This is a genomic window from Microbacterium hydrocarbonoxydans (assembly GCF_011752045.1).
Classification (GTDB): domain Bacteria; phylum Actinomycetota; class Actinomycetes; order Actinomycetales; family Microbacteriaceae; genus Microbacterium.
Map to the genome: position 1 here is coordinate 1,434,737 of NZ_JAAKXW010000001.1, position 26,620 is coordinate 1,461,356.

The following is a 26,620-nucleotide window of genomic DNA, read 5'->3' on the forward strand; positions in this document are numbered from 1 at the left end:
TCTCAGCCGAGTCTCTCGAACTGCATGCCGGCCCACACCAGCCAGCCGAGGCTGTACACCGTGGCGCAGAGGCCGAGCACCAGAGCCCAGCGGCCGATCGCGCGGCTCTCGGCCGGTCGGCGCAGCGACATGATCGCCGCGACGACCGCGACGACCGCGAGGGGGATTCCCCACCCCACGAAGAAGGAGGCCACCAGCGCGACGATCGCGGCCAGCAGCGCCCAGGGCGCCAGTCGGGTCTCGTCGACATGAGCCGACCCCGCGGAGGGCTCCCAGCCGGAGTCCCTCTCGGGGTGGTCGACGTCGGGCCCGCTGGCCACAACCGGCTCGACGCCCACCGGTCCGGTCGGGAGCCTCGTGTAGCCGCCCTCGCGTGCACCGGGCAGCCGCGCGGATCCCGCCGGCCGCTCGACCTCGCCGCTCGGCCCCTCGATGCTCGTGTGCATCAGCGCGTCGGCACGGTCCTGCGCCGGGCCGGAACCCGTCGCGCCTGGAGTGCCCGGCCGGTCGCTCATGACGCCTCCGCCAGCCTCTCCGCGACCTGGATCTCCGTCACCGGGAGGGTCGAGTCGGCGCCGAAGGCGAGGGTCGACGGGCGGCGGCCCGAGGAGATCAGCTCGGCGGCCAGGGCGGCGATCATCGCGCCGTTGTCCGTGCACAGCGACAGCGGCGGGATGCGCACCGTCACGCCGGCCGCCGCCGCCCTCGAGAGGGCGACCTCGCGGAGCCGGCGGTTGGCGATCACGCCGCCGCCGAGCAGCAGGCGCGGCACGCCGAGGTCGGTGCAGGCGGCCAGCGCCTTCGTGACGAGCACGTCGACGACCGCCTCGCGGAAGCTCGCGGCGACGTCAGCGACGGGAACGGGGATGCCGTCGGCTTCGCACCGCTCCACCCAGCGGGCCACGGCCGTCTTGAGGCCGGAGAAGGAGAAGTCGTAGCGGTGCTTCGCCAGGTCGGATGCCTTGGACAGCCCGCGCGGGAAGCGGATCGCGTCCGGGTCTCCGTCGGCGGCCGCCCTGTCGATCTCGGGACCGCCGGGGTACGGCAGCGACAGCAGCCGGGCGACCTTGTCGAAGGCCTCCCCTGCCGCGTCGTCCATCGTCTCGCCGAGGAGCTCGACGTCGGTGGTGAGGTCGCGCACGTGCAGCAGCGACGTGTGCCCGCCGGACACGAGGAGCGCGACGGTCGGGTACTCGAGCGGCTCGGACTCAGGGGTCAGGATGTCGGCCGCGATGTGGCCGACAAGATGGTTCACGGCGTACAGCGGCTTGCCGAGGGACACCGCGAGACCCTTCGCCGCGCCGACGCCGACCATGAGCGCACCGGCCAGGCCGGGGCCGCTGGTGACCGCGACGGCATCGAGGTCGTGCAGGGAGACGCCGGCCTCGGCGAGCGCGGCGTCGATGGAGGGCTGCAGCGCCTCGAGGTGCGCGCGGGCGGCGACCTCGGGCACGACGCCGCCGTAGCGGGCGTGCTCGTCCATGCTCGAGGCGATCATGTTCGACAGCAGCGTGCGGCCGCGGACGATCCCGATCCCGGTCTCGTCGCAGCTCGTCTCGATGCCGAGCACCAGCGGCTCGTTCATTCGGCTCCCTCCACGATCCGGGTCGCATGCCCTGCCCGGGCCCGCAGGTCGAGGCGCATCACGACCGCATCGACATCGTCCGGCTGATAGTAGCGGGGCCGCCTGCCGATCTCCTTGAAGCCCTCGGAGAGGTACAGCCCCGCCGCCCCCGGGTTGTCCGCCCGGACCTCGAGGAACATCTCGCGGGCGCCCCGGTTCGCGGCTTCGGCGAGCAGGGCGCGCAGCAGCGCCCGCCCGCGGCCCTTCCCGCGGTGCGCCGAGTCGAAGGCGATGGTCTGGATGTCGGCATCCGCCGATCCGGCCAGGTGCCGCAGCCCCCCGTAGCCGATGAGGACGCCGTCCTCCTCGTCGACGAGGTAGCGGCCGTGCGGGCTCGCGAGCTCCGCGGCCATCGTCTCCGGGCTCCAGGCGTCGGTCGGGAAGGACCGGTGCTCGATGCCCATGATGGCGTCGAGGTCCTCTGCGGTGGCCGCACGCAGGGTCACAGCCCCACCCGCTTCGGAGCGCCGGGGAGCACCACGTCGGGATGGCGCAGGTACAGCGGCTCCTCGCCGGCGAGCACGCGACCGGCAGCGTGCGCACGCGCCCCGACTCTGGCGAGGTCGGCGGCGGAGAGCGCGGCGACGTCGATGCGGCGGATGCCGTCCAGGTGGGCGTCAGCCTCGACGGCGGGCACGAGCACGGTGTCGGCGGAGACATGCGGGATGCCGTCGGCATCCGTCCCGTCGAAGACGGTGATCGCGACCTCGCGACGGCGGGCGTCCGTGACGATCGCGAACGGGCCGCTCCCGGTGCCGAGCGCCGTGAGCGCGGCCGCGTGGTGGCTCGGGACCGCGATCACGGGAACGCCGCGTCCGAGCGCGAAGGTGCGCGCCGCGGCGATGCCGATCCGCAGGCCGGTGAACGGCCCAGGCCCCATGCCCGCGACGACGTGGGTGACCTCCCCGGGACCTGCGGCGTCGAGCGCCTGCACGAGAAGGTCGCCGATGACCTCGGCGTGGCCGAGAGGATCGGTCGTGTTCGCTTCGGAGCGGAGTGCGCCGTCGGCGTCGATGAGGGCGACGGCGGTGCCCAGGGAGGTGTCGACGGCGAGGATCACCTCTCCAGGTTAGTCGCGGATGCGGAGCGCGCCGCCTCGGCGGGACTCACGCCGGATGGTGACGATCCGGGGCGCATCGGCATCCAGCTCCGACGGGTCGAGATCCTCGTCACCGCCCACCGGGCGCTCCAGCTCGATGTCCCACCAGGCGTCGGCGAGCTCCTCCGCCATGCCGCGCCCCCATTCGACGACGACCACGGCGCGTGCGAGGTCGAGATCGAGGTCTTCGAGCTCCGCCTCGGAGCCGAGGCGGTACGCGTCCACGTGCACGAGCGGGGCCCGTCCGACGAGCGAGGGGTGAGTGCGCGCGATCACGAACGTGGGGCTCTGCACCGGTCCGCGGACTCCGAGGCCCTCGGCAAGCCCGCGGGTGAAGGTCGTCTTGCCCGCGCCGAGAGGGCCGGTGAGGATGAGGAGGTCGCCGGCCTCGAGCTGCTCGCCGAAGCGGAAGCCCAGCTGCTCCATGGCCTCGGAGGTCGCGATCTCATGACGCCCGGCGATGCCGGGGTCGACGCTCACGACGCCCTCCGCGGCACCCGGGGACCGATGCGCGTGACGATCTCGTAGTCGATCGTGCCGGCGGCATCCGCCCACTCCGCCGCCGAGGGGAGGCCGAGCGTCGGATCGCCGAAGAGCACGACCTCGTCGCCGACCGACACGGAGTGATCCCCGACGTCGACGACGAACTGGTCCATGGCGATGCGACCCACGTTCGTGTACCGGCGACCTCCGATCGACACCGGAAGGCGTCCGGAGGCGTGACGCGGCACCCCGTCGGCGTAGCCGAACGGGACGAGCACGAGGGTGGTGTCGCGATCGGTGCGGTGGTCGTACCCGTACGAGACGCCGGCCCCTGCCGGCACCCGGCGCACCGCGGCGACGGCGCCGCGCAGCGTCATCGCCGGGCGCAGGCCGAGCTCGGCCGAGGTGCGGCCGTCGAACGGCGAGAGGCCGTAGATGCCGATGCCGATGCGCACCGCGTCGAGCCGGGTCTCCGGGAGGTCGATCGCGGCGGCGGTCGCGGCGATGTGGCGGATCTCCGGACGGATGCCGAAGGACTCCGCAGCATCCACTCCCTCGAGGAACCGCGCGAGCGCGGCGCGGTCGTCCTCGGCGGAGGTGTTGGACAGGTGGCTGAACAGGCCGACGATGCGCAGCCGGCCGATGCGCTCGAGGCGCGCCGCCTCGGCGAGCACCCGGCCCCAGTCGGCCGGCGCGATGCCGTTCCGGGACAGCCCGGTCTCGAACTTCAGGTGCACGCCGACGGGGTGGTCGACGCTCGCGACCGATGCGGCGGCCTCCAGCTGGTCGAAGGACGAGATGCCGAGCTCGACGCCCTGGGCGGCCGCATGCTCGAACCGCTCCCCCGGGGCGTGCAGCCACGCGACGATCGGCGCGGTGATCCCGGCGCGGCGCAGTTCCAGCGCCTCGGCGATCTCGGCGACGCCGAGGCGGGTCGCCCCACCGGACAGCGCCGCGACGGCGACCGCGGCCGCACCATGGCCGTAGGCGTTCGCCTTCACGACGGCGATGACGTCCGTCTGGGTGAGTCTCCTGAAATGACGGACGTTGTCGGCGATCGCATCGAGGTCGATGGTCGCTTCCCTGAAGGGCGTGGTCACAGCGGCTCCCCCTCCGCCACGACGAACGCCGCCGCCAGGCCGGCGTCGTGGGTCAGCGTCAGGTGCAGCTTCGTGATCCCCCGCTCGATCACGACCTGCGCCGTCGTGCCGCTGAGGACGAAATGCGGGCGCCCCGACGGCTCGGAGGCGATCTCGATCTCGGTCCAGTGCACGCCGTCGGATCCGCCGAGCGTCTTGATGAGAGCCTCCTTGGCGGCGTAGCGCGCGGCCAGGGAGTGCGGACGCAGCGCCCGCTCGCTCGGCGTGAACAGGCGCTCGAGGAGCCTGGGGGTGCGTGCGACGGTCCGCTCGAACCGCGGGATGTCCACGAGGTCGATGCCGGTCCCGATGATCACCCGTTCAGCCTACCCGGGCCGCGCGCTCCGGCATCCGTCGGGCTTTCCGTTCGGCTCCCCAGCCTGACGGCTCCCGACAGTTGCAGGCCCAGATTCCACATGGATGCCGATTCTCCGGATGTCGACCTGCAACTGTCATATGGACCTGCATGTGGAGATGCCGGGCCGCGATGCAGTCCCGACTTCTCCTGCACAGGCGCGGATCCTTCCACAATCGTTCCGGATCCGTCCCGTGGACGTCGCCGGAAGCGGATGCTCGGAGCATGTTCGAGCCTGAGGACCTCATCGCCCGCTTCGACGGCATCGCCCGCGGCACACTCCTGCAGGGCTACGGATGCTCCCGAACCCAGCTGTCCGATGCGGTGGCGGCCGGCCGCATCCGACGCCTCCGCCCCGGTGTCTTCGTACTGCCCACGACGGATCCGAAAGTCGTGACGGCCGCCGCGCATGGAGGAGCGCTCACGTGCGCTGACGCCTTGCGCGCACGCGGGATCTGGATGCTCGCCGACCCGAACGGCGAGGTCCACGTCTGGCTGGGACGCTCGGGGCGTCGACATCCGCACCACCCCTGTTCGTGCGTCGTGCACTACTCCCCGGGACAGGCCCCGCTCGGACTCGCGCCCGTCGCAGCCGCTCTCGTGCACGCCTACCGCTGCTTCGGCCAGGAGGCGTTCTTCGCCGCGTATGAATCGGCCTGGAACCGGCGCCTGATCTCCGCCTTCGATCGGCAGCGCATCCGCCGTGAGCTGCCGAAGTCGGCTGAGTGGCTTCTCGATCTCGTGAGACCTGATGCCGACAGCGGCCTCGAGTCGCTGCTCCGATTGCGGCTGCACGTGCTCGGCATCCGTCTCGACTGCCAGGTCGAGATCGACGGCGTCGGCCGGGTGGACTTCGTGGTCGGCGGCCGCCTGATCCTCGAAGTTGACGGCAAGGAGAATCACGACGGACCTGTGAACCGCCACAGGGACCTGGTTCGGGATGCCGCGGCGTCGAGGGCCGGCTACGAGTGCCTGCGCTTCGACTTCGCGCAGGTCGTCTACGACTGGGCCACAGTGGTCGACGCGATCCGCGCCGCGCTCGATCGCGCGCGTGCCTGACCGGCCCAGGCATCCCTCTTGGATCCCGCCGGACCGGAGCTGATGCCGTCCCCACACCTGCTGGTGCAGAAACCCCTGCACCTGCAGGCGCAGAACACGGATGCAGGTCGGTTTCCCGCATCCGAACCTGCAGGTGTGATCTGAACCTGCAGGTGCACTACGGCGCGGGTGCGCTCCCCGTACATCGGAGGCTCGCCCCGCAGACGGAACCGCCCCGGCTCACACGGAGCCGGGGCGGTTCGGGAGGAGTCGGATCACTCGACGGTGACGGACTTCGCGAGGTTCCGCGGCTGGTCGACGTCGAGGCCCTTCGCGGTGGCCAGCGCCATCGCGAAGATCTGCAGCGGGACGACGGCGAGCAGCGGCTCGAACATGGCCCCGGCGAGCGGGATGTGGATGACCTCGTCGGCGAACGGGAGCACGGCGGCGTCGCCCTCTTCGGCCACGACGATCACCCTGGCGCCGCGGGCGCGGATCTCCTGGATGTTCGAGACGACCTTCGAGTGGATCAGCGCCGAATGGCGCGGCGACGGGACCAGCACGAACACCGGCTGACCGGCCTCGATGAGGGCGATGGGGCCGTGCTTGAGTTCGCCGGCGGCGAAGCCCTCGGCGTGGATGTAGGAGATCTCCTTCAGCTTCAGCGCGCCCTCGAGGGCGATCGGGAAGCCGACGTGACGGCCGAGGAAGAGCACCGAGCGGGTGTCACTCATCCAATGAGCAAGCTGTTCCACATGCGCCTGCTCCGACGAGAGGACCTTCGCGATCTTCTCCGGGAGCTCCAGCAGCTCGGCGACATCAGCGGAGGCATCCGTCACCGTGCCGCGGACGCGGCCCATGTGCAGGCCGAGCAGCAGCAGCGCGGTGATCTGCGCCGAGAAGGCCTTGGTCGAGGCGACGGCGACCTCGGGTCCGGCGTGCGTGTAGACGACGGCATCCGACTCGCGCGGGATCGTCGCGCCCTGGGTGTTGCACACCGACAGGGTGCGGGCGCCCCGCTCGCGCGCGTACTTGACCGCCATCAGGGTGTCCATGGTCTCGCCGGACTGGCTGATGGAGACGACGAGGGTGTCCTCGCCGATCACCGGGTCGCGGTAGCGGAACTCGTGCGCGAGCTCGACGTCGACGGCGACGCGCGCCCACTGCTCGATCGCGTACTTGCCGACGAGGGCTGCGTAGGATGCCGTGCCGCAGGCCGTGATGATGACGCGGTTGATCCCGATGAAGAGGTCGTCGAGGCCGTCGAGCTCGGGGATGACGACCTGCCCGTCCTTGATGCGGCCGCGGATGGTGTTCGCGACGGCCTCCGGCTGCTCGGCGACCTCCTTGGCCATGAAGGACGACCAGCCGCCCTTCTCCGCGGCGGCGGCGTCCCAGGAGACGTCGAACGGCTCGGCCTCGACCGGCGTGCCGGCGAAGTCGGTGACGGTGACGGCGTCGGGGGTGATGGCGACGATCTGGTCCTGGCCGATCGCGAGCGCCTTGCGAGTGTGCTCCACGAACGCGGCGACGTCGGAGCCGAGGAAGTTCTCGCCCTCGCCGAGGCCGATCACCAGCGGGGAGTTGCGGCGGGCGCCGACGACGAGGCCCGGCTGGTCCTGGTGCATCGCGAGGAGCGTGAACGCCCCCTCGAGCCGGTTGACGACATCGCGGAAGGCGCGCTGCAGGTCGCCGCCGTTGTTCGCGTACTCGCGGCCGAGCAGCGCGGCCGCGACCTCGGTGTCTGTCTCGCTGCGGAAGGTCACGCCCTCGGCGATCAGCTCCGCGCGCAGGGCCGAGAAGTTCTCGATGATCCCGTTGTGGATGACGGCGAGCTTGTCGTCGTCCGCGAGGTGCGGGTGGGCGTTGACGTCGGTCGGCCCGCCGTGCGTCGCCCAGCGGGTGTGCCCGATGCCGGTGCTCCCGTCGGGAAGGGCCGACTCGGCGAGCGAGTCGCGCAGCACGCTGAGCTTTCCGGCCTTCTTGCGCATGCCCAGCGAGCCGGCGTCGTCGATGACGGCGACGCCGGCAGAGTCATAGCCGCGGTACTCGAGGCGGGCGAGCCCGGCGAGAAGGATGTCCTGGCTGGGGCGCGGGCCCACGTATCCGACGATTCCACACATGGGGTCAAGGGTAATCGGGCAATTTTGCGAGGGTTCCGAACGAACCCATCTCACGGACCGCGGATGCCGGCGCGCGTCAGAGCTTCCTGAGCAGCACGCTCTCCACGGAGTGGTCCGCTCCCTTGTTGAGCACCAGGCGCGCGCGGTGCTTGGTCGGCATCACGTTCTCGACGAGGTTCGGCATGTTGATCTCGTTCCAGTACCCGAGGGCTGTGGTGATCGCCTCCTCGTCGGTGAGATGCGCGAACACGTTGAAGTACGACGACGGGTTCGAGAACGCCCCCTGACGGAGCGCGAGGAAGCGATCGACGTACCAGTTCTCGATGTGCGCGGTCTCGGCGTCGACGAAGATCGAGAAGTCGAAGAGGTCGCTCACGGCGATGTCGTTCGGCGCGGGCGGCGGCTGCAGCACGTTCAGCCCCTCGACGATGACCACGTCGGGGCGCCGGACGACGACGTGGGCGTCGGGGACGATGTCGTAGCGCATGTGCGAGTAGAACGGTGCGCGCACCTCGGCGGCGCCGCTCTTCACCTCGGTGAGGAACTCGATCAGGGCACGCCGGTCGTAGGACTCCGGGAAGCCCTTCCGGTCCATCAGCCCGCGCCGCTCGAGTTCGGCGTTCGGGTAGAGGAAGCCGTCGGTGGTGACCAGCTCGACCCGCGGGGTGCCCGGCCACCGCGACATGAGCTCGCGCAGCAGACGGGCGATCGTCGACTTCCCCACCGCGACTGAGCCGGCGACGCACACGATGAACGGCGTCGTCGAGTCCTCCTCCTGCAGGAAGGCGGAGGTCGCCGCCCCGAGTCGCTTCGTCGACGTCGCGTAGAGGCTGAGCAGGCGGCTCAGCGGGAGGTACACCTCGCGCACCTCCGCGAGATCGAGACGGTCGCCGATGCCTCGGAGCTCGACCACCTCGGTCTCCGTGAGCGGCTGATCGAGTCCGGCCGCCAGACGCGCCCAGTCCTCGCGGCTGATCTCCCGGTACGGCGACAGTGGCAGCGTGGAGTCGGCGGTGGTCACGGCATCCATCGTAACGGCCGTGCTCGGGCGCGTTTCCGCGCCGCCCCGGTCAGGGGGACGGCTCCGGCGTCGGCGGCGGGCTGGGCTCGGGATCCGGGGTCGGCTCCGGAGACGGCGGCGGGGGCGGGGGCTGCGACGGCTGCGGCACAGGAGGGGCGGAGGGGACGGGCGTCGGCAGCGGACGCTCCGCATCCCGCGACCTCGCCTCCTCGGCGGCGCGGACCTGATCGGCCCGCAGCGCGGCGACGGCGGCGACATACTCCTGCACGGCGGTTTCACCGGCCTCCGGCGCGGCGACGGATGCCGCAGCCTCGGCCACCGCGGTCCGGTACTCCTGCTCCGCCAGCGGGTTCTCCGCGATCAGGGCCTCCGCGTACGCGGGGATCGTGGCGAGGAAGGAGTCACGCGCGGCGGCCAGAGCCGAGGTCAGCGCCAGCAGCTCCGATTCCGCCACGGCCGCCGCGGCGAGGATCTCCTCGATGGACGCCCGGCGGCCCTCGACGTCGTCGACCGCGGCGGTCACCTCCTCCGCGCCGAGTGCTCCCTCCGGCCGAGCGTAGGGCTCGGGGCCCTCCTCGAGGACGACGCGCTCCGCGCCGGCCCGGTACGCCTCGAGGGCGGCGAGCGCGGTCGTGCGGGCATCCTCGTCGGCGAAGCCCGCGAGCGCGGCGAGCATCGTCCCCGCCCGCTCCGCCGCCAAGGCCCCGTCCTCTCGGATGTCCGCGATCCGGTCCACCGCTCCGTCGAGCATCCGCTCCGCGTCCGCGAGTCGGGCTTCAGCGGAGGTCAACGGGCCCAGGGCCGGCGCCTCCTCCGCCTGCGGCGCGACCTGTCCCGTGACGGCGACCGCGGCGACGCCGGCGAGCGCGACGACCACGGCCGCCGCGACGATGGCCGTGCTCAGCCGGCTGGGACGCCACCGCCCGGCCAGCCGCGACAGCGCGGTCCCGGCATCGAGCGGCGACACGGGCGATGCGGCGCCCGCAGACGGGCTCGCCGGTGCCGTCTCCTCATCGAGCTGCTGGAAGTACTCGTCGAGTCCCGTGCCGAATCCGCGTCCGGGGTCGGGATCCCGGGCCGGCACGCCGGAGTCTCCGAAGACGTCGGAGAGCGACCTCCTCGAGTCGGCCATCGCGCCCTCGGCAGTCCGCGCCGGGGCACGCGAAGCCCGATCTTCCCCCGCTCACCGCCCCAGCAGACGAGCAGACCCCGCCGGAAGACGCCGGCGTCCCTCCGACACTACTGCGCCCTCAGGGCGACGGCCCGGCCATCGGCGCAGAGTATCGGTACGGAGCATCCGCGGCCGGCCGGCGCACTCCTGCGCCGATCCGATTCGCGGTGCCCCGCGAAGCGTGGAACCTCTAGGCTGTACGTCATGCACCGATCTCAGGATCGCGGCTCTCTGGGGGAGCCGGGCGGTGGAATCGGCGCTCCGGCCACGCCGCTGACCCGACGCGAGCGCCGGAGGTCGCTGGCTGCTCAGACTCAGACGCCGGAGGCCGCACCCGCGCCCGCGACGCGCTCGCCGCTGTCGCTGCTGTTCGACCCTGCCCCCGCCGAGGCGAGCGATGAGGTGGGCGCGCTCTCGCTGCTCACCGTCTGCACCGGCAACATCTGCCGTTCGCCGCTCGCCGAGGTGATGCTGCGCGTCGCGCTCGACGAGCGCAGCGTGATCGTCGCGAGCGCGGGGACGCACGCGCTGGTCGGCCACGAGATGACCGCGCAGGCCCGGTCTCTGGCCGTCGCGGGCGGAGCGCGCGAGTACGACGCGAGCAGCCATCGCGCGCGTCTGCTCACCGAGCGGATGCTGCTGGACACCGACCTCGTCCTCACGATGACGCGGGAGCACCGCGCCTTCGCCGTGCAGCTCGCTCCGAGCCGGCTGCACCGCGTCTTCCCGGTGCGCGAGTTCGCCCGCCTCGCCGCGAGCATGACCGACGACGAGGTGCGGCGGGCCGCCGACGCCGGTACGACGGTGCGCTCGCGCGTGCGCAGCGCCGTGACCGCGCTCTCGCACCGCCGCGGTCTCGCCGGGGTCGCCTCCGCGGACGACGACGTGATCGACCCGTACCGCCGCTCCACCGAGGTGTACGAGCAGTCGGCGCGGGAGCTGTTCCCCGCTCTGGAGCAGGTCGAGCGCGTGGTGCGCGTGGCCAGCTCCTGACCCGGAATCGGCACGGCGGCGCGGCCGCCGCGCGCAGATGCGCATGTCGGCGTGCGCAGGTGGCTGTACTCTGGCGATACAACGGCCCGTTCCGCCGTCCCGACAGGAGCGGGTCTCCCGATCGACCCTTCCAGACCGATGGCATCCCCGAACGCCGCACAGCTCATTCAGACGCACCTCGACCAGGACGCTCATCGCAGTGGCCTGGTCTCCAGTCGCGCCTTCCGCTCGGTGTGCGTATCGCGGATGCAGCCGCTCCCCGGGCGCTGGAAGTGGAAGCCGCCCGCGGTGCTCTCCGCCTATGCGGCGCTGGTCATCGCCGCGGAGGGGCAGACGGTCGGCACCCCGGACGGCCCGCAGGCCAGAGGGCTCTTCCTGCCGTCGGTGAGTGAGACCGCCGTCGGGTGGAGCGACCCCGCAGACCTCATCACGGTGTGGCTGCCGCCGGATGCGCTCTCCGAGCTGGCCAGCTCGGCGGCGCCGGAGCCGTCGCCGATCGCGAACTCACCCCTGCTGACGGCGGTGCACTCCTTCGCCTCTTCCCTCGTCACCGCGACGCAGGACTCCTCCGGCGTCGCCCGCTATGCGATCGAGCGGCTCCTCGTCGAGATGGCCTTCGGCGCCCTGCTGGAGCAGCACGCCTCCGAGCACCTCGAGGTCGCGGCGGCGCCGCTGATCGAACGAGCCAGGACCGTGATGATGGCCCGGCGCGACGACGCCTCGTTCACGCCTGCCCAGCTCAGCCAGGACCTGCACGTCTCGATGCGCCAGCTGCAGCGCGCCTTCGCCCGCGAGCGGACGACGCCGCTGCACGCGCTGCGGCGGATGCGCGTCGAGCTCGCAGAGTCGCTGCTGCGCAACCCGCAGTACGACACCCTCGGCATCGATGAGATCGCCCGGCACTCCGGATTCACCAGCGCGCTGCAGATGCGCAGGGCGCTCAGCGCGGAGAAGCTGCCGTCCCCGGGCGCGCTCAGAGCCCGCGGTTCCTGAGGCGCCCTCCAGCAGCTGAGGGCCGCGCTCAGCCGCGCCGGAGCAGTCCCGCGCCGGCGAGTTCCGCCAGCGCCGCCCGCACGAGGTCCTCCGCGTCGCCCGCAGGCGGATCCCCGTGTTGCTCCCGCACAGCGCGGACGATCGATGAGACGTCGTCAGTGGACTGCGCGGCGCGGATCACGGTCGGGGCGATGCCGGCCAGCACGCGCAGGGTCCGGTCGGAGAGCACCGCGATCGCGTCCCCGTAGTCGACGGCGTCGGCCACGGCCGGGCCGCCTTCGGCATCCGCCACCGCGAACCGCGCCCGCTTCCAGCGCTCCGGAGCCGGCACATCCGCGAAGAGGGACTCCAGCATCGCCGGCACATCGGCCGCCTCGGAGTAGCGCAGGCGGCGCACGCCGCCGACACGGTCGCAGAGCTCCGCGAGCGTGGCGACGGTGCCGTCGAGCTCGGCGAGGTAGCTCGTCTGTTCGACGAGCTCGGGGGCTGCGTCGAGGAAGTGCAGGTGCTCGATCTGCGGCGCCCCCGCGGACGGGTCGCGGTCGAGGAGGACGATCGCCGCCAGACGCAGATCCGCGTCGGGCAGCGGGCGCAGCCCAGCCTCGGCGGGCGCGACCTGGTCCTTCGGCATCCCGTGCCGGATGACAGAGAGCGGCTTGCGGTACGGGTGGACGCGCAGGTCGCGGTCGAAGGCGATCGTCTCATCGGACACGTAGCCGTGCACCTTGGCGAGCACTCTGCTGAGGGTCGTCTTCCCGCGGCCGGACGGGCCGGTGAAGGCGATGACCCGACCGTCGTCGAGCGCGACCCCCGCCGCGTGCAGCATCATGAGGCGCCCTCGCGCATGAGCGAGCGCGTCGAGCGTGACGGTCGTCGAGAGCTGCTCCATGAAGCGCTCCGCGTCGGGCACCTGCCCGAAGTCGCGTCTCAGGTCGACGGCGGCACCCTCGGGCGCGGCGGCACCGGACCAGGCGCGCCGGACGCGCTCGACGACGTCGGCTGGCACCTGGTCGCCGAACTCCAGCTCCATCACCGCGCCGAGAGCCGAGACGGCGATCCTCGTCGTCACGCGGCGGGCCTCACTCGACCGCCGCACGCCGGCGGCGCGGTCCCGGGGCGAGGTCCTCTTCGCTCTCCTCGGAATCGGCGCGATAGTAGTCGCCGTGGTACTGGTAGCCGTAGTATGCGGCGCCGCTGCCGCGACGGGGCACGCGGTTGAGCACGACGCCCAGCGCCCTGGCGTTCGCCCGCGCGAGGTTGCCGAGCGCCTTGCCGAGCACCTCGAACGTGGTCTTACCGACCGTCGCGACGATGATCGCACCGTCGGCATGCTGCGCGAGGACCGCGGCATCGGTCACCGGGATCAGCGGCGGAGCGTCGATGATCACGATCGCCTCCCGTGAGACGGCCTGGAGCATGTCCCGCATCTTCACCGAGCCGAGCACCTCGCTCGGGTTCGGCGGCAGCTTGCCTGCGGCGACGACGATGAGGTTGTCGCGGCCGGGGATGCGCTGCGCGACCTGAGTGATGTCGGCTCGTCCCGAGAGCACCTCGGAGAGCCCGACGGCCTCGACGAGCCCGAAGATCTTGCCGATCATGGGCCGGCGCAGGTCGCCGTCGATGAGCAGCACGCGCTCCCCGCTGGACGCGAGGGTGATCGCGAGGTTCGACGCGGTGGTGGACTTTCCGTCGCCGGGCAGCGGGCTGGTCACGACGATCACCCGCGGCGGGTTGTCGACGTCCATGAACTGGATGTTGGTGCGCAGCTCGCGCATGGCCTCCGCGATCGCGAAGAGGTGGGCATGGGCGCTGTTCGCCGAATTGCCGCCGTCCTGCGGGATCAGGCGATTCTCCGGAGTGAAGGACTTCTCCTCGGGGAGCGTGCCGACGACGGCGATGCCCAGCTCCTTCTCCACCGCGTCCACCGAGCGGATCCGGCGGTCGAGGGTGTAGCGGAGCATCGCGTAGCCGAACGCCACCGCCATGCCGATGAGGGCGCCGACGGCGAGCGCGAGCCGGGTGTTCGGCGAGGAGGGGGATTCCGGGAGGCGCGCGGAGTCGATCGCTGCCAGGTGCACGAGTCCGGCCTCCTCCTCGTCGGCGGTCTCCAGGAGGTTGACCTCGGCCGCCATGCCGCGCACCCACGCCTCGGCGATGTCCCTGGCGCCCTCGGGAGACGACGCGGTCGCCGTCACCTTGAGCGAGAAGGTGTCGAGCGGGTTGGTGACGGTGACCTGCGACACGAGCCGATCCGGGGTGGTGTCGAGTTCCAGCTCCTCGATGACGCGCTCCGCCACCGAGCGCGAGGTGCCGAGATCCACGTAGGTCTTGACGCTCGAAGAGGCCAGCTGATTGCCGAGCATCTTCGAGCCGACATCGTCACCCGATGCTGTCGCCTGCACGATGGCGGTCGCGTCCGCGGTGTACACGCGCGGCTGCAGGAGCGTCCACCCGAAGGCGATCGCGACGGCGGCGACCACGAGAAGAAGCATGCCCAGCCAGTGCGCGCGGAAGACGCGCAGATAGTGGCGCAGGTCCATTGAGCAGTCCCTCTGTTCCGGTCGTTCCAAAGCCTGAAGATCCCCGCTCAAACCTACTACAGGGCGCCAACCGCGCCGCGCCGGAAAGGTAGGGTGGCAGTCAGCGTCCAGCACCCCGAGGAGACCCCGTGAGCACAGAGGAACCGGTATCGCTGCGACGCCGGATCACCGGGAGCTTCTGGTTCCACCTGGTGCTGGCCTTCGTCGTCGCGGGGCTCATCCTCTCGTTCGTCGCCAAGCCCTATCTCGTGCCCTCCGGCTCGATGGAGAGCACGCTGCAGCCGGGAGACCGGGTGCTCGTCAACCGCCTCGCATACATCGGCGCCGACCCCGCCCCCGGCGACGTGATCGTCTTCGACGCCGACGATTCCTGGGGTGTCTCGACCTCGGCATCCGGCAACCCGCTGAAGGACGTCCTCCGCTGGCTCGGGGAGACGACGGGCTTCGGCCCCTCCGGACCGCACACGCTCATCAAGCGCATCGTCGCCGGGCCCGGCCAGACCGTGCGCTGCTGCACGGTCGGCGGGTCCCTCATCGTCGACGGAGAGCCGCTCGACGAGCCGTACGTCTTCCAGGACCTCCCCTTCGGCGAGGGCGTGGACTGCGATTCCGAACCGGCCTCCCGCCGCTGCTTCGACGAGGTGACGGTCCCCGCCGGCTCCTATCTGGTGCTCGGCGATCACCGCTCCGTGTCCGCCGATTCGGCGATCGCCTGCCGCGCACCGGAGTCCCCCTCCCCCGGCTGCTGGCGCTGGGCGAAGCGCGAGCAGATCGTCGGCCGCGCGGTCGCGATCCTGTGGCCCGCCACCCGGTGGAGCGGCTTGTAGAACCAGCCTGACCAAAGGTGCATATTCGCTCTACCAGAAAGTGCACCTCGGGGTTAGACTGCGGACTGGGCCTTCGCTTCGGCGGAGGAAACACCGATTCCTGGGGCATCGGTGAAATCGCTCCCTACTGGGAAGGGAGCGTCGGCCTGCTCTGCAGGGCGCTACTGGGGCACTTCTCTGGGGAGAGATTGTGGCAATATCTGGGGACCTTGCCCTGCCGTCGAGGCAGGGCAGGAGGCACGTCCGTACCGTGGAGGCGGTACGCACGGCGGAGACGCTCGCGGTCGCATCCGCGGCGCAGCCGGCACGATGGCAGCGCGGATACGCGCGGCGCCTGCTGCTGAGCGACACCGTCATCATCGTCTGCGCCGTCTTCGGAGCGCAGCTGCTGCGCTTCGGGCAGTCCAGCGCCGACCTGTTCATCCCGGGCGTGACCGGAGCCGGCTTCGACATCGCCTACACCTCGGTGTCGGTGCTCTTCGTCGCGGCCTGGCTGCTCGGCCTCCGCCTCTACGGCGCCTGGGATGCGAAGGTCATCGGCGCCGGCTCACAGGAGTACCGTCGCGTGGCGGATGCGAGCATCCGCGTGTTCGGCCTCCTCGCCATCCTCGCGTTCCTGCTGGGCGCCGAGGTCGCCCGCGGCTACCTGCTCGTCGCGCTGCCCGCGGGGCTCGCCGCCCTCATCGGGAGCCGCTGGGCGTGGCGGCGGTGGCTCAGGACGCGTCGCGCCGAGGGGCAGTGCCTGTCGCGCGTGGTGCTCGTGGGCGAGCACGCGAAGTCCCGTCACATCGCACAGGAGATGCGCCGGGACAGCGCATCGGGCATGGCCATCATCGGGGCGTTCACCGAGCGCGGGGCGGGTACGGCTCTGCTTCCCGGCCTCCCGGTGATGGGCGATCTCGACGACGCCCTCAGCCGCCTGGACTCGGTGGACGCGGATGCCGTGGTCTACAGCGGCTCCGACATGATCACCCCCGCTCAGCTGCGCCAGTTCGGGTGGGATCTGCAGTCGCGCAACGTCGACCTCATCGTCGCTGCTGCGCTCACCGACATCGCCGGTCCGCGCATCCATGCGCAGCCGGTCGCGGGACTCTCGCTGATCCACGTGGACTACCCGTCGTTCAGCGGTTACCGCTACGCGACCAAGCGCGCCTTCGACATCGTTGTGTCCCTCCTCGCGCTGATCGTCCTCAGCCCGGTCTTCCTCGCGCTGAGCACCATGGTCCGCCGCGACGGCGGGCCCGCGCTATTCCGTCAGCGCCGGGTCGGGCACGAGGGCCGTCAGTTCACGATGCTGAAGTTCCGGACCATGGTCGTCGACGCGGAGGCGCGGCTGCTCGAGCTCCTCCCCGCATCCGAGGGCAACGGCGTGCTGTTCAAGCTGAGGGAGGACCCGCGCGTCACCCGCATCGGCCGTGTGCTGCGCCGGTTCAGCCTCGACGAGCTCCCGCAGCTGATCAACGTGCTCCGGGGGGACATGTCCCTCGTCGGACCGCGCCCTCCGCTGATGAGCGAGGTCGACACCTATGAGAAGTGGGTGCAGCGCCGCCTGCTCGTCAAGCCGGGCCTCACCGGCCTCTGGCAGGTCAGCGGTCGCTCCGATCTCTCCTGGGACGACAGCGTCCGGCTCGACCTCTACTACGTGGAGAACTGGTCCCTGACCAGCGACCTCGTGATCATGTGGCGGACGGTGCGCGCGGTGCTGGAGCGCCGCGGGGCCTACTGAGCTCACACCGTTCACTCGGCGCGCACTCCTACGATGGATGCCATGACCACGAGAGCCGAGCGCGCCGGCCGCGCCGACCGTCCGCGCCGGCCACTTCTCCGCAGCTTCCGCTTCTGGGTTCCCGTCGGCATCCTCCTCGTGCTCATCGCGCTCGCGGCCGTGACCGTCGTCGTCGGCCAGCGCGTGTACGACCGCGCGATGGCGGCGAAGGACTCGCTCGAGCAGGCGATGCCGCTGGCGACGACGGTGAAGGACCAGATCCTCGGCGGCGACCCGGAGAGTGCGCAGGGCACTGCGGCGCAGCTCGCCGCGCTCACCGCCGATGCCCGCGAGCAGACCGACGACGAGACGTGGAAGAACCTCGAGTGGGTGCCGGTGGTGGGACCGAACCTCTACGCCGTCCGCACGGCGGCGGCGGTCACCGACGATCTGGTGGCAGACGCGCTCACCCCGGCGACGACGCTCAGCGTGAACGCGCTCAAGCCGGTGAACGGAGCCATCGACCTCGCGGCCGTGGCGGGGATGCAGGACACGGTCACGCAGGCTGCGGATGCCGTCGCCAAGGCGGCCGACGACCTCGACTCGATCGACCGCGAGGCGCTGATCCCCCAGGTGGAGGGCGCGCTCTCCAAGCTGACGGATGCCGTCGACGAGATGCAGCCCATGCTCGGCCCGGCGAAGGACATCATCGGCATCCTCCCGACCGCTCTCGGGGCAGAGGGACCGCGCAACTACCTGATGATCTTCCAGAACAACGCGGAGGCCCGTGGAACCGGAGGCAATCCCGCTGCGCTCGTGCTGATCACAGCGGATCAGGGGAAGATCAGCATCACGCAGCAGGCCTCGAGCGGTGACTTCGAGAACGCGCGCCCGGAACCGATCGTGCCGCTGGACCCGGAGACCATCGCCCTCTACGGCGACAAGATGGGCCGCTGGATCTCCGACGCGACGCTGAGCCCTGACTTCAGCGAGACCGTCGCGGTCGTGCGCGCATATTGGGCGGAGTCATTCGGAACGCCTGTCGATGCGGTCGTGTCGTTCGATCCGGTGGCGCTGAGCTACCTGCTGAAGGCGACGGGTCCGACCGTGGTTCCGCCGACGACCGCCGAGATCAACGGCCGGACCTTCACCGCCAACCCCGAACCCGTGACGCTCACGAGCGACAACGCCGTCTCACTCCTGCTCAACCAGGCCTATGTGACCTACCCGGAGGGCTATCAGCAGGATGCGTTCTTCGCCGCCGCGGCCAAGTCGGTCTTCGACGCACTGACCTCCGGCAGCGCCGAGCCGAAGGCTCTGCTCGAGGCCCTGACCCTCGCGGTCGACGAGAACCGGCTCCTGTACTCCCCCGCCACCGAGGCGGAGGCCGCGCTGGTCGGCGAGTCGAAGCTGTCGGGGAAGCTGCCCAGCACCAACGAGGAGCGCACGCTCCTGGGCGTATACGTGAACGACTTCACCCAAAGCAAGATGGACTACTACATGCAGCTCGACCTCGCCGCGACGTCGACGCAGTGCTCTGCTCCGGACAGCCCGGCATTCACGACGACAGCGACCCTGACGAACACGGTGACACCCGATCAGGCTCGTGAACTGCCACGTGCGATTCACACGACGAAGTACTTCCCCCGGGGTCAGGTCGCGACGGATCTCGTTTTCTACGGCCCCGTGGGGTCCACATTCACGGGGGTGACCGTCGATGGCCAGCCTGTCCCGGCCGGTGGTGTGCAGCATCTGGGTCGCGGCGCGGTGAAGGTGGCCGTGATCAACGATCCGAGCCAGACACACACCGTGACCGCGACCTTCACCGGTGCTGCCGGCGAGTACGGCCCCCTCGATCTCCAGCACACGCCGATGGTGCGCCCGGTCGGCGAAACCCTGACCGCAGAGGGCTGCGGCTGACCTCAGCCCTCTGCGGGCGGCCGCTCGCCGTGCAGGCTCTCGTAGATGTCGCCGATGAACGCGGACACCTCTTCGTAGCCGGAGACCGGTCCGCCGGCTAGGTAGCCGTCGGCGCCGATCAGCACGGCGGCCGGCGTCGCCCAGTCGGCGATCGAGCCCTGCACGTACATGAACGGATCGTGCAGGGACTGCGGCTCCTCGAGCTCCGTGAGCTCGCTGTTCCCCGGAACCGGCCACAGCAGGAACCGGACCGACACCTCGGGGAGCAGTGCTCGCCAGCGGGGCGTCGCCTCGATCACCCGCGTGCAGGCGCCGCAGCCCTCCTTGACGGCGAGCAGGAGCATCGGCCCGTACTGCGCCAGCTGGCGCAGGTTCACGGTCCGTCCGTCGGCGAGCATGACCGGAACGGCGGGCGTGCGCATCCGGACGTACTCGCCCGGCTCGCCGCCGTCCGGGCCGGCGCCGCCCACGGTGGGCACGCCGGCTTCCGCTGTGACGGGCGCGGAGTCCGCGGGCTGCCAGAGGATGAGGGTCGCGGTCAGCGCCGATGCGGCGAGCGCGACGAGCCAGCCCCCGTCCGCCCCGAGCGCTGCGAAGGCGCCGCCGAGCACGGCGAAGGTCCAGGTCACCGCGGCAGCCAGTGCGGCGAGCAGAAGAAACCAGGCGTTGCGCACGATGGTCGCCCCGGTGATCGGCCGGCGGCTGCCGAAGCAGGCGCACGAGGCATCGGGAGCGTTCGCGCGGCGCCGCACCACGAGCACCAGGTAGGCGCCGAAGAGGAGCACCGCGACGACCGCGGCCAGAGCCCCGAGGACGCCGCCCAGGAGCGCGAGCGCGACCGCGAGGGCCAGCTCCGCCCACGGGTGCACCCGGATGAGCCAGGAGCGGCGCAGCGCCGCCGGGATGCCGAGATCCTCCCAGTCGGCGGCGTCCTCCGGATGCCGGAGCTTGGCGATCCCGCTGACGACGAGCACCCCGGCGAGGATCAGCGGGGCGGCGGCGAGCACCGTGGGGGTCATGCGTCCTCTTCCTCCAGCAGATGCGCCTCGAGCAGCGCCTGCACGTACATTTCCGCGTCGGCCTCGGCCTGGCCGTCCTCACTGACGCCGTCCGCGGCGAGCACGGCGGCGACACCCGCGAGGTCTGCGCCCTGGGCCGCACGCCACACGACCGCCCCGATCCCGGCGAGCACGACGATCGGGCCCTGCGGCAGTGCGGCGGCGAACACCCGGATGCCGTCGTCCACGACCCCGACGTCAGTGCCCCTCATGAGGCGCGTCACGTCTTCCGCTCCTTTCCCCCGGATCTCGGGCGCAGGGCGCGACCGAGCCGGCGCACGAACGCGCGGATGACGTCGCCGACTCTGGGTTCGCGTCCCAGCTCATGCGCGAGGACGGCGCGGTTGACCAGCGGGGCGCGGAGCATCGTCTGCAGCGCCTCTCCGACGGTCGGCGCCGCCTTGATGCGCGCCCACCACTCGACGGCCCTGGTCCCGCCACGGGACACCGTCTTCCAGAGCAGATACTCCCGGCGCCCGCGGTAGCGCTCCAGGTCGCCGAGCGCGGCGGCGAAGGCGACCTCCGCCCGGAGGGCCCGCACCAGTCGCGAGCGGCGCACGCGCTCCTCCTCGTCCTGCCGGCGCCAGAGCGACGCCGCCTCCTCGCCCAGGGCGTCGACGTCGCGGGCCGCGTTGAGCACGAAGAGCACCGCCTGCGCGTCCACCGAGGGAGTGACGCAGTCGATGCCCGCTGCGGCATACGACGCGCGATCGGCCCAGAGCAGGTCGAACGCGTCCTCGTCGGGGATCCGCACCCCGGGGAACCGGCGGTGCAGGTCGAGGTAGCCCCATTCCGGATGCCGATACGTCTGCGCGTGCCCGAACGGAGAGCCCTCCAGGAAGGAGCTGTAGACCACCCATCCCTGCCGCACCAGCTCGGCGTGGAGCGTCGGCACCCGGCGGGGGTCGGCGATCACGTCGACGTCGCTGCCGCCGCGGCGGCCGGTGCGCACCTGCGGGTCGACCGTCCCGCCTTTGATGTGCAGGAGACGGATGCCGACGTCGCGGGCGATCACCTGGATCGCCGCCCTGCTGAACTCCAGGCGCACGTCGAGCGCGATCGGCGTCGTCTCCATCGCGTCCACGGCGTCAGCCTATGCCCGCCTGCGGTGGCCGGGGCGGACGCGGTGCACGTCGCGGAACACCTCGGCGTGCGCCGCCGCGACGGCGGAGTCGTCGAGGAGGCCGGGTGTCGCGACGGCGGCGGCGGCGAGCCGCTCGCGCTCGTCGCGATCGTCGGCGAGATGCCGCAGCGCCTGCGCGAGCGCGGCGACATCGCGCGGCGCGACACGGATGCCGTTCACGCCGTCCTCGACCCATTCGGTGGGACCGCCCTCGTCGGCGACGACGGTCGCGACACCTGCCGCCAGGTACTGCAGCACGTTCTGACCCATCGGCTCGGGGCGGGTCGAGTACTGCACCGCGATGTCCCATCCGGCGAGCACACCGGCGGTGTCGTCCACGTGGCCGAGGAGGCGGACGTGTTCGCCGACTCCGAGCTCCGCAGCCCTGTTCCGCAGCCGCTCCGCGAAGGCCTCGTGCTCGAAGGGTGCGCCGCCGGCGAGCTCGAGCACCGCCGTGCCGTCGGGGAAGGCGTCGGCGAACGCCTCGAGCAGCTCGGCCTGCCCCTTCCACGGGTCGATGCGCGCGAGCATCCCGATCCGCAGCGGTCCCTCGCGCCGAGGGCGCGGCGGGGCGAGCACGAGGCCGGAGGCGCTGGGGATGGCCGTCGCGATCACGCCCTCACGGAGGAACGGGAGGGCGGTCGCCAGGGTCGCCTGCGAGTTGCCGATGACGGCATCCGCCCTCGGGAGGATGAGGCGGGTCATCAGCCGGTATCCGAGGGCGCCGAGGCTCTCCTCGTCGATCATGTCCCGGAGGTGGACGACGAGGGGGGTGCGGGAGAGCTGCAGCGCGAGGGCGGCGTACGCGGCCGCGCGCGAGCTGTTGGCCGCCACCACATCGGCGGAGCGGACCAGCGGGTGCAGCCGGGTGAGCACCGCCTGGGCGAGCAGGCGTGCGGAGAGACCGAGAAGGCGCAGCGCCGAACGGCCGCTGCCGCCCGCCTGCTGACGCACTCCGCACGTGCGCCGCACCACCTTCGCCGGGAGCTGCGTGAAGACGTCGACGTCGTCGACCGCAGGGACGAGGACCGCGGGGATCCACTGCGGATCCGCCGTCAGCAGGCGGACGAGGGCCAGCTCGGCGCCCCCGCGGACGGTGGTGTGATCGAGGTGCACGACGCGAGGACCGCGCGTGCCCGATGGCGTGCGGTCCACGGCTGCCCTCCCCCCAGGAAACCTGCTGGCCGTCCGCGCTCCCCAGCGCACCGATGGACGGTTATGGTTGCTCAGACAGAGCATATCTTGGGGAGGCTTCGTGCGAGTGCTGCGGATTTCGCACAGCGCCGCGATCGCCGCATGGCGGGGACGCGAGCGCGCCCTGCGCGCGCGTGGCGAGGACGTCTCCCTCATCACCGCGCGACGCTGGCACGCCGGCGGAGTGTGGGTGGACCTCGACGCCGCACCGGACGAGCAGGTGATCCCCGCGCGCACCGTGGGGACGCATCCGGCCCTGTTCCTGTACGACCCGCGCCCGATCTGGCGCGCGCTCGGCGAGCGGTGGGACGTCATCGACCTGCACGAGGAGCCTTTCGCGCTGAGCACCGCGGAGGTGCTCCTGCTGCGGATGCTCCGTCGCAGCCGCACGCCTGTCGTCCTGTACACGGCGCAGAACCTCCACAAGCGCTACCCGCTCCCGTTCCGGATGCTCGAGCGCTGGGCGCTGCGCACCGCCTCGGGCATCTCGGCCTGCAACACCGAGGCCGCGCGCATCGTCGAGGCGAAGGGCTTCGCCGGTCGCGCCCGCGTGATCCCGCTCGGCGTGGACGCGCCCGCCGCCACGCCCGGGGCCGCTCCGGTCGCAGTTCGTCACAGTCCCGTGGCCGAGAACCCGCACGAAGTGCGACCGGAAGACCCGATCACGGTGGGGATGCTGGGGCGCCTGGTGCCGGAGAAGGGATTCGGCACGCTGCTGGACGCGCTGGCGCGGGACGCGCGCCTGCGCGCGCGGATCGCCGGATCGGGGCCCCTCGCGGAGGAGCTCCCGGCCTGGGCCTCGGCGCGCGGAGTGGCCGACCGCGTCGAGATCCTCGGCCCGGTCGACCCTGAAGAGGTGGAGTCCTTCTACCGCTCGATCGACGTGCTCGCGGTGCCGTCGATGCCCACGGCGAGCTGGACGGAGCAGTTCGGCCGGGTGGCGGTGGAGGCGATGGCCGCGGGAGTGCCGGTAGTCTCCAGTGATGCCGGGGCGCTTCCCGACGTCGTGGGCGGAGCCGGGATCGTCTCCCCGACCGGGGACGCCGAGGCGCTGGCGGAGAACCTGGTCGCCGCGGCGGGACCGCGGCGGGCAGAGCTCATCGCGGCCGGTCTCGTGCGGGCCACGGAGTGCAGCTGGGACAGCGTCGCGGATGCCTACCGCGAGCTCTACCGCTCGGTGACGGCTCCGGCACCCGCTGAGAAGCGCGGCGTCGAGATCGTCGTGGTCGCGTACGGCTCGGTGGACATGCTCCGCCGCGCCCTCCTTCCCGTGGCTGGCCTCGCCGTGACAGTGATCGACAACTCCTCGCGGCCGGAGATCGCGGCGCTCTGCGCGGAGCTCGGCATCCGCTACCGCAACCCCGGTGCGAACCTCGGCTTCGGCACCGCCGTGAACCGTGCGCTCGCCGACCGGATGCTCCCCGGGGCCGATGTGCTGCTGCTGAACCCGGATGCCGAGGTCGAACCGGCCGTCATCGACGCGCTGCAGTGGGCGCTGCACTCCGATCCGCGTCTCGCGAGCGTCGGCCCTGCGCAGGTGGACGGGTCCGGGCATGCCGCTCGCGTCGAGTGGCCCTTCCCCGGTCCCTGGCGCGCGCTGCTCGACGCGGTCGGTCTCGGTCGCGTCGCGGCAGGGGGGCCGCAGTTCGTCATCGGCTCCGTCCTCCTGCTGCGCGCCGAGGCGCTCGCGCAGGTCGGCGGCTTCGACGAGCGCTTCTTCCTCTATGCCGAAGAGACCGACTGGGCCTATCGCGCCCACCGCCTCGGCTGGAAGCATCGCGCTGTTCCCGAGGTGAGCGCGCTGCATCTCGCCGGCGGCACCAGCTCGGACCCGCGCCGCCGGGAGGCGTACTTCTTCGCGTCTCAGGAGCGATACTACCGCAAGCACTTCGGCGCCGCGGGCTGGGGACTCGCACGGTTCGCCGGGTGGGCGGGCGCCATGGCCCGGGCCATCCTCCTTCGCGGCGAGCGCCGCACGCAGGCCCGGCGGCGGGCGGCGATCCACCGGCTCGGTCCCGTGCGAGTCGAGGCGAGATTCCGCGAGGCAGGGTGATGCGCATCGTCCACGCTGTGGCCTCCGACCGGTTCGCCGGCGTCGAGCAGTTCGTGCTGCGCCTGGCGAGGGCCCAGGCGGAGCACGGAGACGACGTCACCGTGATCGGCGGCGAGCCAGGCCGGATGCGGCAGCCGCTCGAGGCCGTCGGCGTCCGATCCATCCCCGCCGCACGGGCGGCTCAGGTGTTCCGCGAGGTGCGCCGTCTCCGCGCCGACGTCGTCAACTCGCATATGACGGCGGCGGACGCCGCCTGCGCACTGGCGCTCACCGGCAGACGCGGCGCACTGGTCTCGACCCGGCACTTCGCCAGCCGGCGCGGCCGCACGCGGATGCTGCCCGTCGAATCGATCATCGGCCGGCGCGTGGATGCCGAGATCTCGGTCAGCCGGGCCGTGGCCGACGCGATCGGCGTCCCCAGCACCGTCGTGCACACGGGCGTCCCGGAGGCGACCACCGGTTCGACGGGTGCTCTGCCCCGGATCGTGATGGTGCAGCGGCTGCAGCCGGAGAAGCACACGGCGGTGGGCCTGCACGCCTTCGCCCGCTCCGGTCTGGCCGACGATGGGTGGCTCCTCGACGTGATCGGCGAGGGGCCGGAACGCAGCGCGCTGTCGGAGCTCGTCACGGGCCTCGGCCTGAGCGATTCCGTCCGGTTCCTGGGCTTCCGGGACGACGTGCCGGCACAGCTCGACGACGCGTCCATCCTGCTGGCGACCTGTCCTGTCGAAGGGCTCGGGCTCGCCGTGCTGGAGGCGATGACCCACTCGGTCGCTCCGGTGGCGGCGGGCGCAGCGGGTCATCTGGATCTGCTGCAGGACCTCGACTCGCGCGCCCTCTTCCGCCCGGACGATGCAGCGGATGCCGCCGAGGCGCTGCGGGCCTTCGCCGACGACCCGGCTCGCCGCCGGCGCCTCGCCGAATCGGCGCGTGACCGCGCGCGCCGGGAGTTCTCCGTGGCACGGCAGACTGCCCGGACAGAGGCCGTCTACCGCTCCGCGCTGGAGAGGAGGCGCCGGTGACCGATCTCGTCGTGCTCTCCCTCGAAGGGTGGGACGAGGTCTGGCGCCGCAACCAGTACCTCGTGGCCGGCCTCCTCGATGCCGACCCCGAGCTGCGCGTGTTGTTCGTCGAGCCGCCGGTCGACCCGTTGCACGATCTGCGTGGCAGGCGTCGCCCGGGCACCGGCCACGGGCTCCGCCTCGTGCGGGAACGTCTCTGGAGCATCCGTCCCGTGAAATGGCTGCCCCGGCGGATCGACCCTGGTGGAGACGGGCGGCGCATGCGCGCGATCGTGCGCGCCGCACGGGGTCTCGGCTTCACCGCGCCCCGGCTCTGGGTCAACGACCCTGCAGGAGCGCCGCTGATGTCCCGCACCGGGTGGCCGACGATGTACGACATCACGGACGACTGGCTGAGCGCCTCGCGCCCGCCCGCGGAGCTGTCGCGGATCGCCGCCGGTGAACGGCTGCTGCTGGAGAGGGCGGACGCCGTGGTCGCCTGCTCGCCGGAGCTCGTGCGCCGCAAGAGCGGAGCCCGCGACGGCATCCGCCTGATCCCCAACGCCGTGGACGCAGCGGCCTACAGCACCCCTGGCGCACGTCCGCGCGGCCTGCCGTCGGGTCCGGTCGCCCTCTACCTCGGCACCCTCCACAGCGACCGCCTCGATGCGGCGCTCTGCGCGCGCATCGCCCGGGAGCTCGCGGGCAGGGTGGCCATCGTGCTCGCAGGCCCCGACCTGCTGTCGCCCAGCGTGCAGGAGGCGCTGGACGGCGCGGGTGTCCGGCGCCTCGGCCCGCTGAACCGCCCCGACGTGCCCGGCCACCTGCAGCATGCCGACGTCCTGATCGTGCCGCACCTGATCACGTCGTTCACCGACAGCCTCGACCCCATCAAGCTGTACGAGTACCAGGCTGCAGCGCGTCCGGTCGTGTCGACGGCGGTCGCGGGGTTCCGCGATGCCTCCGATCCGCGGATCCGCATCGCCGGGCACGACGACTTCGCCGAGGCGATCCTCGATGCGGTCGCATCCCCGTTGCCTGACGGGCCTGCGGAGGTGGCGGACTGGAGCACGCGGGTCTCGCAGATGCGCGACGTGATCGCCTCGATCGCGTGAGCCTCCGATCCTTCCCGGATGCAGGTCCAAAACGAAGGCCCCGCA

Annotated in this window: 25 protein-coding genes; 9 read left to right on the plus strand and 16 right to left on the minus strand. The window is 71.9% G+C overall.

The window, feature by feature from the left end:
* Positions 1-2 precede the first annotated feature (2 nt).
* From G6G98_RS06710 to G6G98_RS06740, 7 genes are read right to left on the minus strand one after another with little or no spacing between them, the layout of a single operon-like run.
* Positions 3-515, minus strand: coding sequence for a hypothetical protein (locus G6G98_RS06710; protein WP_067349510.1), 513 nt, complete (start codon positions 513-515; stop codon positions 3-5).
* Complete coding sequence (tsaD, locus tag G6G98_RS06715) at positions 512-1,585, minus strand: tRNA (adenosine(37)-N6)-threonylcarbamoyltransferase complex transferase subunit TsaD (protein ID WP_067349508.1); 1,074 nt, start codon at positions 1,583-1,585, stop codon at positions 512-514. The genes G6G98_RS06710 and tsaD overlap by 4 nt, the downstream gene beginning before the upstream one ends.
* Positions 1,582-2,070 (minus strand): ribosomal protein S18-alanine N-acetyltransferase, encoded by a 489-nt coding sequence (gene rimI / locus G6G98_RS06720; RefSeq protein WP_067349505.1) that lies wholly within the window; start codon positions 2,068-2,070, stop codon positions 1,582-1,584. The genes tsaD and rimI overlap by 4 nt, the downstream gene beginning before the upstream one ends.
* Positions 2,067-2,684, minus strand: coding sequence for a tRNA (adenosine(37)-N6)-threonylcarbamoyltransferase complex dimerization subunit type 1 TsaB (gene tsaB / locus G6G98_RS06725; protein ID WP_067349502.1), 618 nt, complete (start codon positions 2,682-2,684; stop codon positions 2,067-2,069). Before tsaB ends, rimI begins: the two co-directional genes overlap by 4 nt.
* Positions 2,685-2,693: 9 nt before the next feature.
* Positions 2,694-3,203 (minus strand): tRNA (adenosine(37)-N6)-threonylcarbamoyltransferase complex ATPase subunit type 1 TsaE, encoded by a 510-nt coding sequence (gene tsaE, locus G6G98_RS06730; RefSeq protein WP_432207063.1) that lies wholly within the window; start codon positions 3,201-3,203, stop codon positions 2,694-2,696.
* Positions 3,200-4,306, minus strand: a complete 1,107-nt coding sequence (gene alr / locus G6G98_RS06735) for an alanine racemase (RefSeq protein WP_067349499.1) — start codon at positions 4,304-4,306, stop codon at positions 3,200-3,202. Before alr ends, tsaE begins: the two co-directional genes overlap by 4 nt.
* Complete coding sequence (locus tag G6G98_RS06740) at positions 4,303-4,662, minus strand: holo-ACP synthase (protein ID WP_067349497.1); 360 nt, start codon at positions 4,660-4,662, stop codon at positions 4,303-4,305. The genes alr and G6G98_RS06740 overlap by 4 nt, the downstream gene beginning before the upstream one ends.
* 263 nt (positions 4,663-4,925) lie before the next feature.
* Here G6G98_RS06740 and G6G98_RS06745 point away from each other — a divergent pair, with 263 nt between their 5' ends.
* A complete protein-coding gene (locus tag G6G98_RS06745; protein ID WP_164233045.1) occupies positions 4,926-5,759 on the plus strand; it encodes a DUF559 domain-containing protein in 834 nt (277 codons plus the stop codon).
* Between the two features lie 254 nt (positions 5,760-6,013).
* Here the strand turns inward: G6G98_RS06745 and glmS are convergent, their stop codons facing one another.
* The 3 genes from glmS to G6G98_RS06760 all read right to left on the minus strand — a co-directional run bounded on the left by glmS (position 6,014) and on the right by G6G98_RS06760 (position 10,014).
* Entirely contained in the window at positions 6,014-7,861 is a 1,848-nt protein-coding gene (glmS, locus tag G6G98_RS06750) for a glutamine--fructose-6-phosphate transaminase (isomerizing) (protein ID WP_164233043.1), read from the minus strand.
* 76 nt (positions 7,862-7,937) lie between these two features.
* Positions 7,938-8,891: a type I pantothenate kinase gene (gene coaA, locus G6G98_RS06755; protein ID WP_164233042.1), complete on the minus strand. Its 954-nt coding sequence runs from the start codon at positions 8,889-8,891 to the stop codon at positions 7,938-7,940.
* 40 nt (positions 8,892-8,931) lie between these two features.
* Positions 8,932-10,014 carry a hypothetical protein gene (locus G6G98_RS06760; protein ID WP_164233040.1) on the minus strand — a complete coding sequence of 361 codons (1,083 nt, stop codon included), beginning with the start codon at positions 10,012-10,014 and terminating at the stop codon, positions 8,932-8,934.
* 243 nt (positions 10,015-10,257) lie between these two features.
* Here G6G98_RS06760 and G6G98_RS06765 point away from each other — a divergent pair, with 243 nt between their 5' ends.
* Both G6G98_RS06765 and G6G98_RS06770 read left to right on the plus strand, forming a co-directional pair.
* The gene (locus G6G98_RS06765) at positions 10,258-11,046 is read left to right on the plus strand and encodes a low molecular weight phosphatase family protein (RefSeq protein WP_164233037.1); all 789 of its coding nucleotides are present in this window, start codon (positions 10,258-10,260) and stop codon (positions 11,044-11,046) included.
* A 138-nt stretch (positions 11,047-11,184) separates the two neighbouring features.
* On the plus strand, positions 11,185-12,039 hold the full coding sequence (locus G6G98_RS06770; protein ID WP_067349484.1) for a helix-turn-helix domain-containing protein: 855 nt from the start codon (positions 11,185-11,187) through the stop codon (positions 12,037-12,039).
* A gap of 28 nt (positions 12,040-12,067) precedes the next feature.
* Here the strand turns inward: G6G98_RS06770 and G6G98_RS06775 are convergent, their stop codons facing one another.
* Both G6G98_RS06775 and G6G98_RS06780 read right to left on the minus strand, forming a co-directional pair.
* On the minus strand, positions 12,068-13,108 hold the full coding sequence (locus G6G98_RS06775) for an ATP-binding cassette domain-containing protein (RefSeq protein WP_164233036.1): 1,041 nt from the start codon (positions 13,106-13,108) through the stop codon (positions 12,068-12,070).
* A 10-nt stretch (positions 13,109-13,118) separates the two neighbouring features.
* Positions 13,119-14,579, minus strand: coding sequence for a polysaccharide biosynthesis tyrosine autokinase (locus tag G6G98_RS06780; RefSeq protein WP_067349479.1), 1,461 nt, complete (start codon positions 14,577-14,579; stop codon positions 13,119-13,121).
* 128 nt (positions 14,580-14,707) lie between these two features.
* Here G6G98_RS06780 and lepB point away from each other — a divergent pair, with 128 nt between their 5' ends.
* The 3 genes from lepB (at position 14,708) to G6G98_RS06795 (ending at position 19,031) form a co-directional block, all read left to right on the plus strand.
* Positions 14,708-15,406: a signal peptidase I gene (lepB, locus tag G6G98_RS06785; RefSeq protein WP_164233034.1), complete on the plus strand. Its 699-nt coding sequence runs from the start codon at positions 14,708-14,710 to the stop codon at positions 15,404-15,406.
* 250 nt (positions 15,407-15,656) lie between these two features.
* Positions 15,657-17,132 (plus strand): sugar transferase, encoded by a 1,476-nt coding sequence (locus tag G6G98_RS06790; protein WP_164233032.1) that lies wholly within the window; start codon positions 15,657-15,659, stop codon positions 17,130-17,132.
* Between the two features lie 42 nt (positions 17,133-17,174).
* Complete coding sequence (locus tag G6G98_RS06795; RefSeq protein ID WP_164233030.1) at positions 17,175-19,031, plus strand: DUF4012 domain-containing protein; 1,857 nt, start codon at positions 17,175-17,177, stop codon at positions 19,029-19,031.
* Positions 19,032-19,033: 2 nt separating this feature from the next.
* Here the strand turns inward: G6G98_RS06795 and G6G98_RS06800 are convergent, their stop codons facing one another.
* Genes G6G98_RS06800 through G6G98_RS06815 form a run of 4 tightly spaced genes read right to left on the minus strand, consistent with a single transcriptional unit; the run spans position 19,034 to position 22,367 of the window.
* Positions 19,034-20,050, minus strand: a complete 1,017-nt coding sequence (locus G6G98_RS06800) for a MauE/DoxX family redox-associated membrane protein (protein ID WP_164233028.1) — start codon at positions 20,048-20,050, stop codon at positions 19,034-19,036.
* Positions 20,047-20,313 (minus strand): PqqD family peptide modification chaperone, encoded by a 267-nt coding sequence (locus tag G6G98_RS06805; protein ID WP_164233026.1) that lies wholly within the window; start codon positions 20,311-20,313, stop codon positions 20,047-20,049. The genes G6G98_RS06800 and G6G98_RS06805 overlap by 4 nt, the downstream gene beginning before the upstream one ends.
* The gene (locus G6G98_RS06810) at positions 20,310-21,173 is read right to left on the minus strand and encodes a nucleotidyltransferase family protein (RefSeq protein ID WP_164233024.1); all 864 of its coding nucleotides are present in this window, start codon (positions 21,171-21,173) and stop codon (positions 20,310-20,312) included. The genes G6G98_RS06805 and G6G98_RS06810 overlap by 4 nt, the downstream gene beginning before the upstream one ends.
* A gap of 9 nt (positions 21,174-21,182) precedes the next feature.
* Complete coding sequence (locus tag G6G98_RS06815) at positions 21,183-22,367, minus strand: glycosyltransferase family 4 protein (RefSeq protein ID WP_164233023.1); 1,185 nt, start codon at positions 22,365-22,367, stop codon at positions 21,183-21,185.
* 106 nt (positions 22,368-22,473) lie between these two features.
* On the opposite strand from G6G98_RS06815, the gene G6G98_RS06820 reads away from it, so the two are divergent.
* Genes G6G98_RS06820 through G6G98_RS06830 form a run of 3 tightly spaced genes read left to right on the plus strand, consistent with a single transcriptional unit; the run spans position 22,474 to position 26,575 of the window.
* Positions 22,474-24,459 carry a glycosyltransferase gene (locus G6G98_RS06820; protein ID WP_243842025.1) on the plus strand — a complete coding sequence of 662 codons (1,986 nt, stop codon included), beginning with the start codon at positions 22,474-22,476 and terminating at the stop codon, positions 24,457-24,459.
* Positions 24,459-25,481: a glycosyltransferase family 4 protein gene (locus G6G98_RS06825; RefSeq protein ID WP_164233019.1), complete on the plus strand. Its 1,023-nt coding sequence runs from the start codon at positions 24,459-24,461 to the stop codon at positions 25,479-25,481. The genes G6G98_RS06820 and G6G98_RS06825 overlap by 1 nt, the downstream gene beginning before the upstream one ends.
* Positions 25,478-26,575 carry a glycosyltransferase gene (locus G6G98_RS06830; protein ID WP_164233017.1) on the plus strand — a complete coding sequence of 366 codons (1,098 nt, stop codon included), beginning with the start codon at positions 25,478-25,480 and terminating at the stop codon, positions 26,573-26,575. Before G6G98_RS06825 ends, G6G98_RS06830 begins: the two co-directional genes overlap by 4 nt.
* The last annotated feature ends 45 nt before the right edge of the window (positions 26,576-26,620 follow it).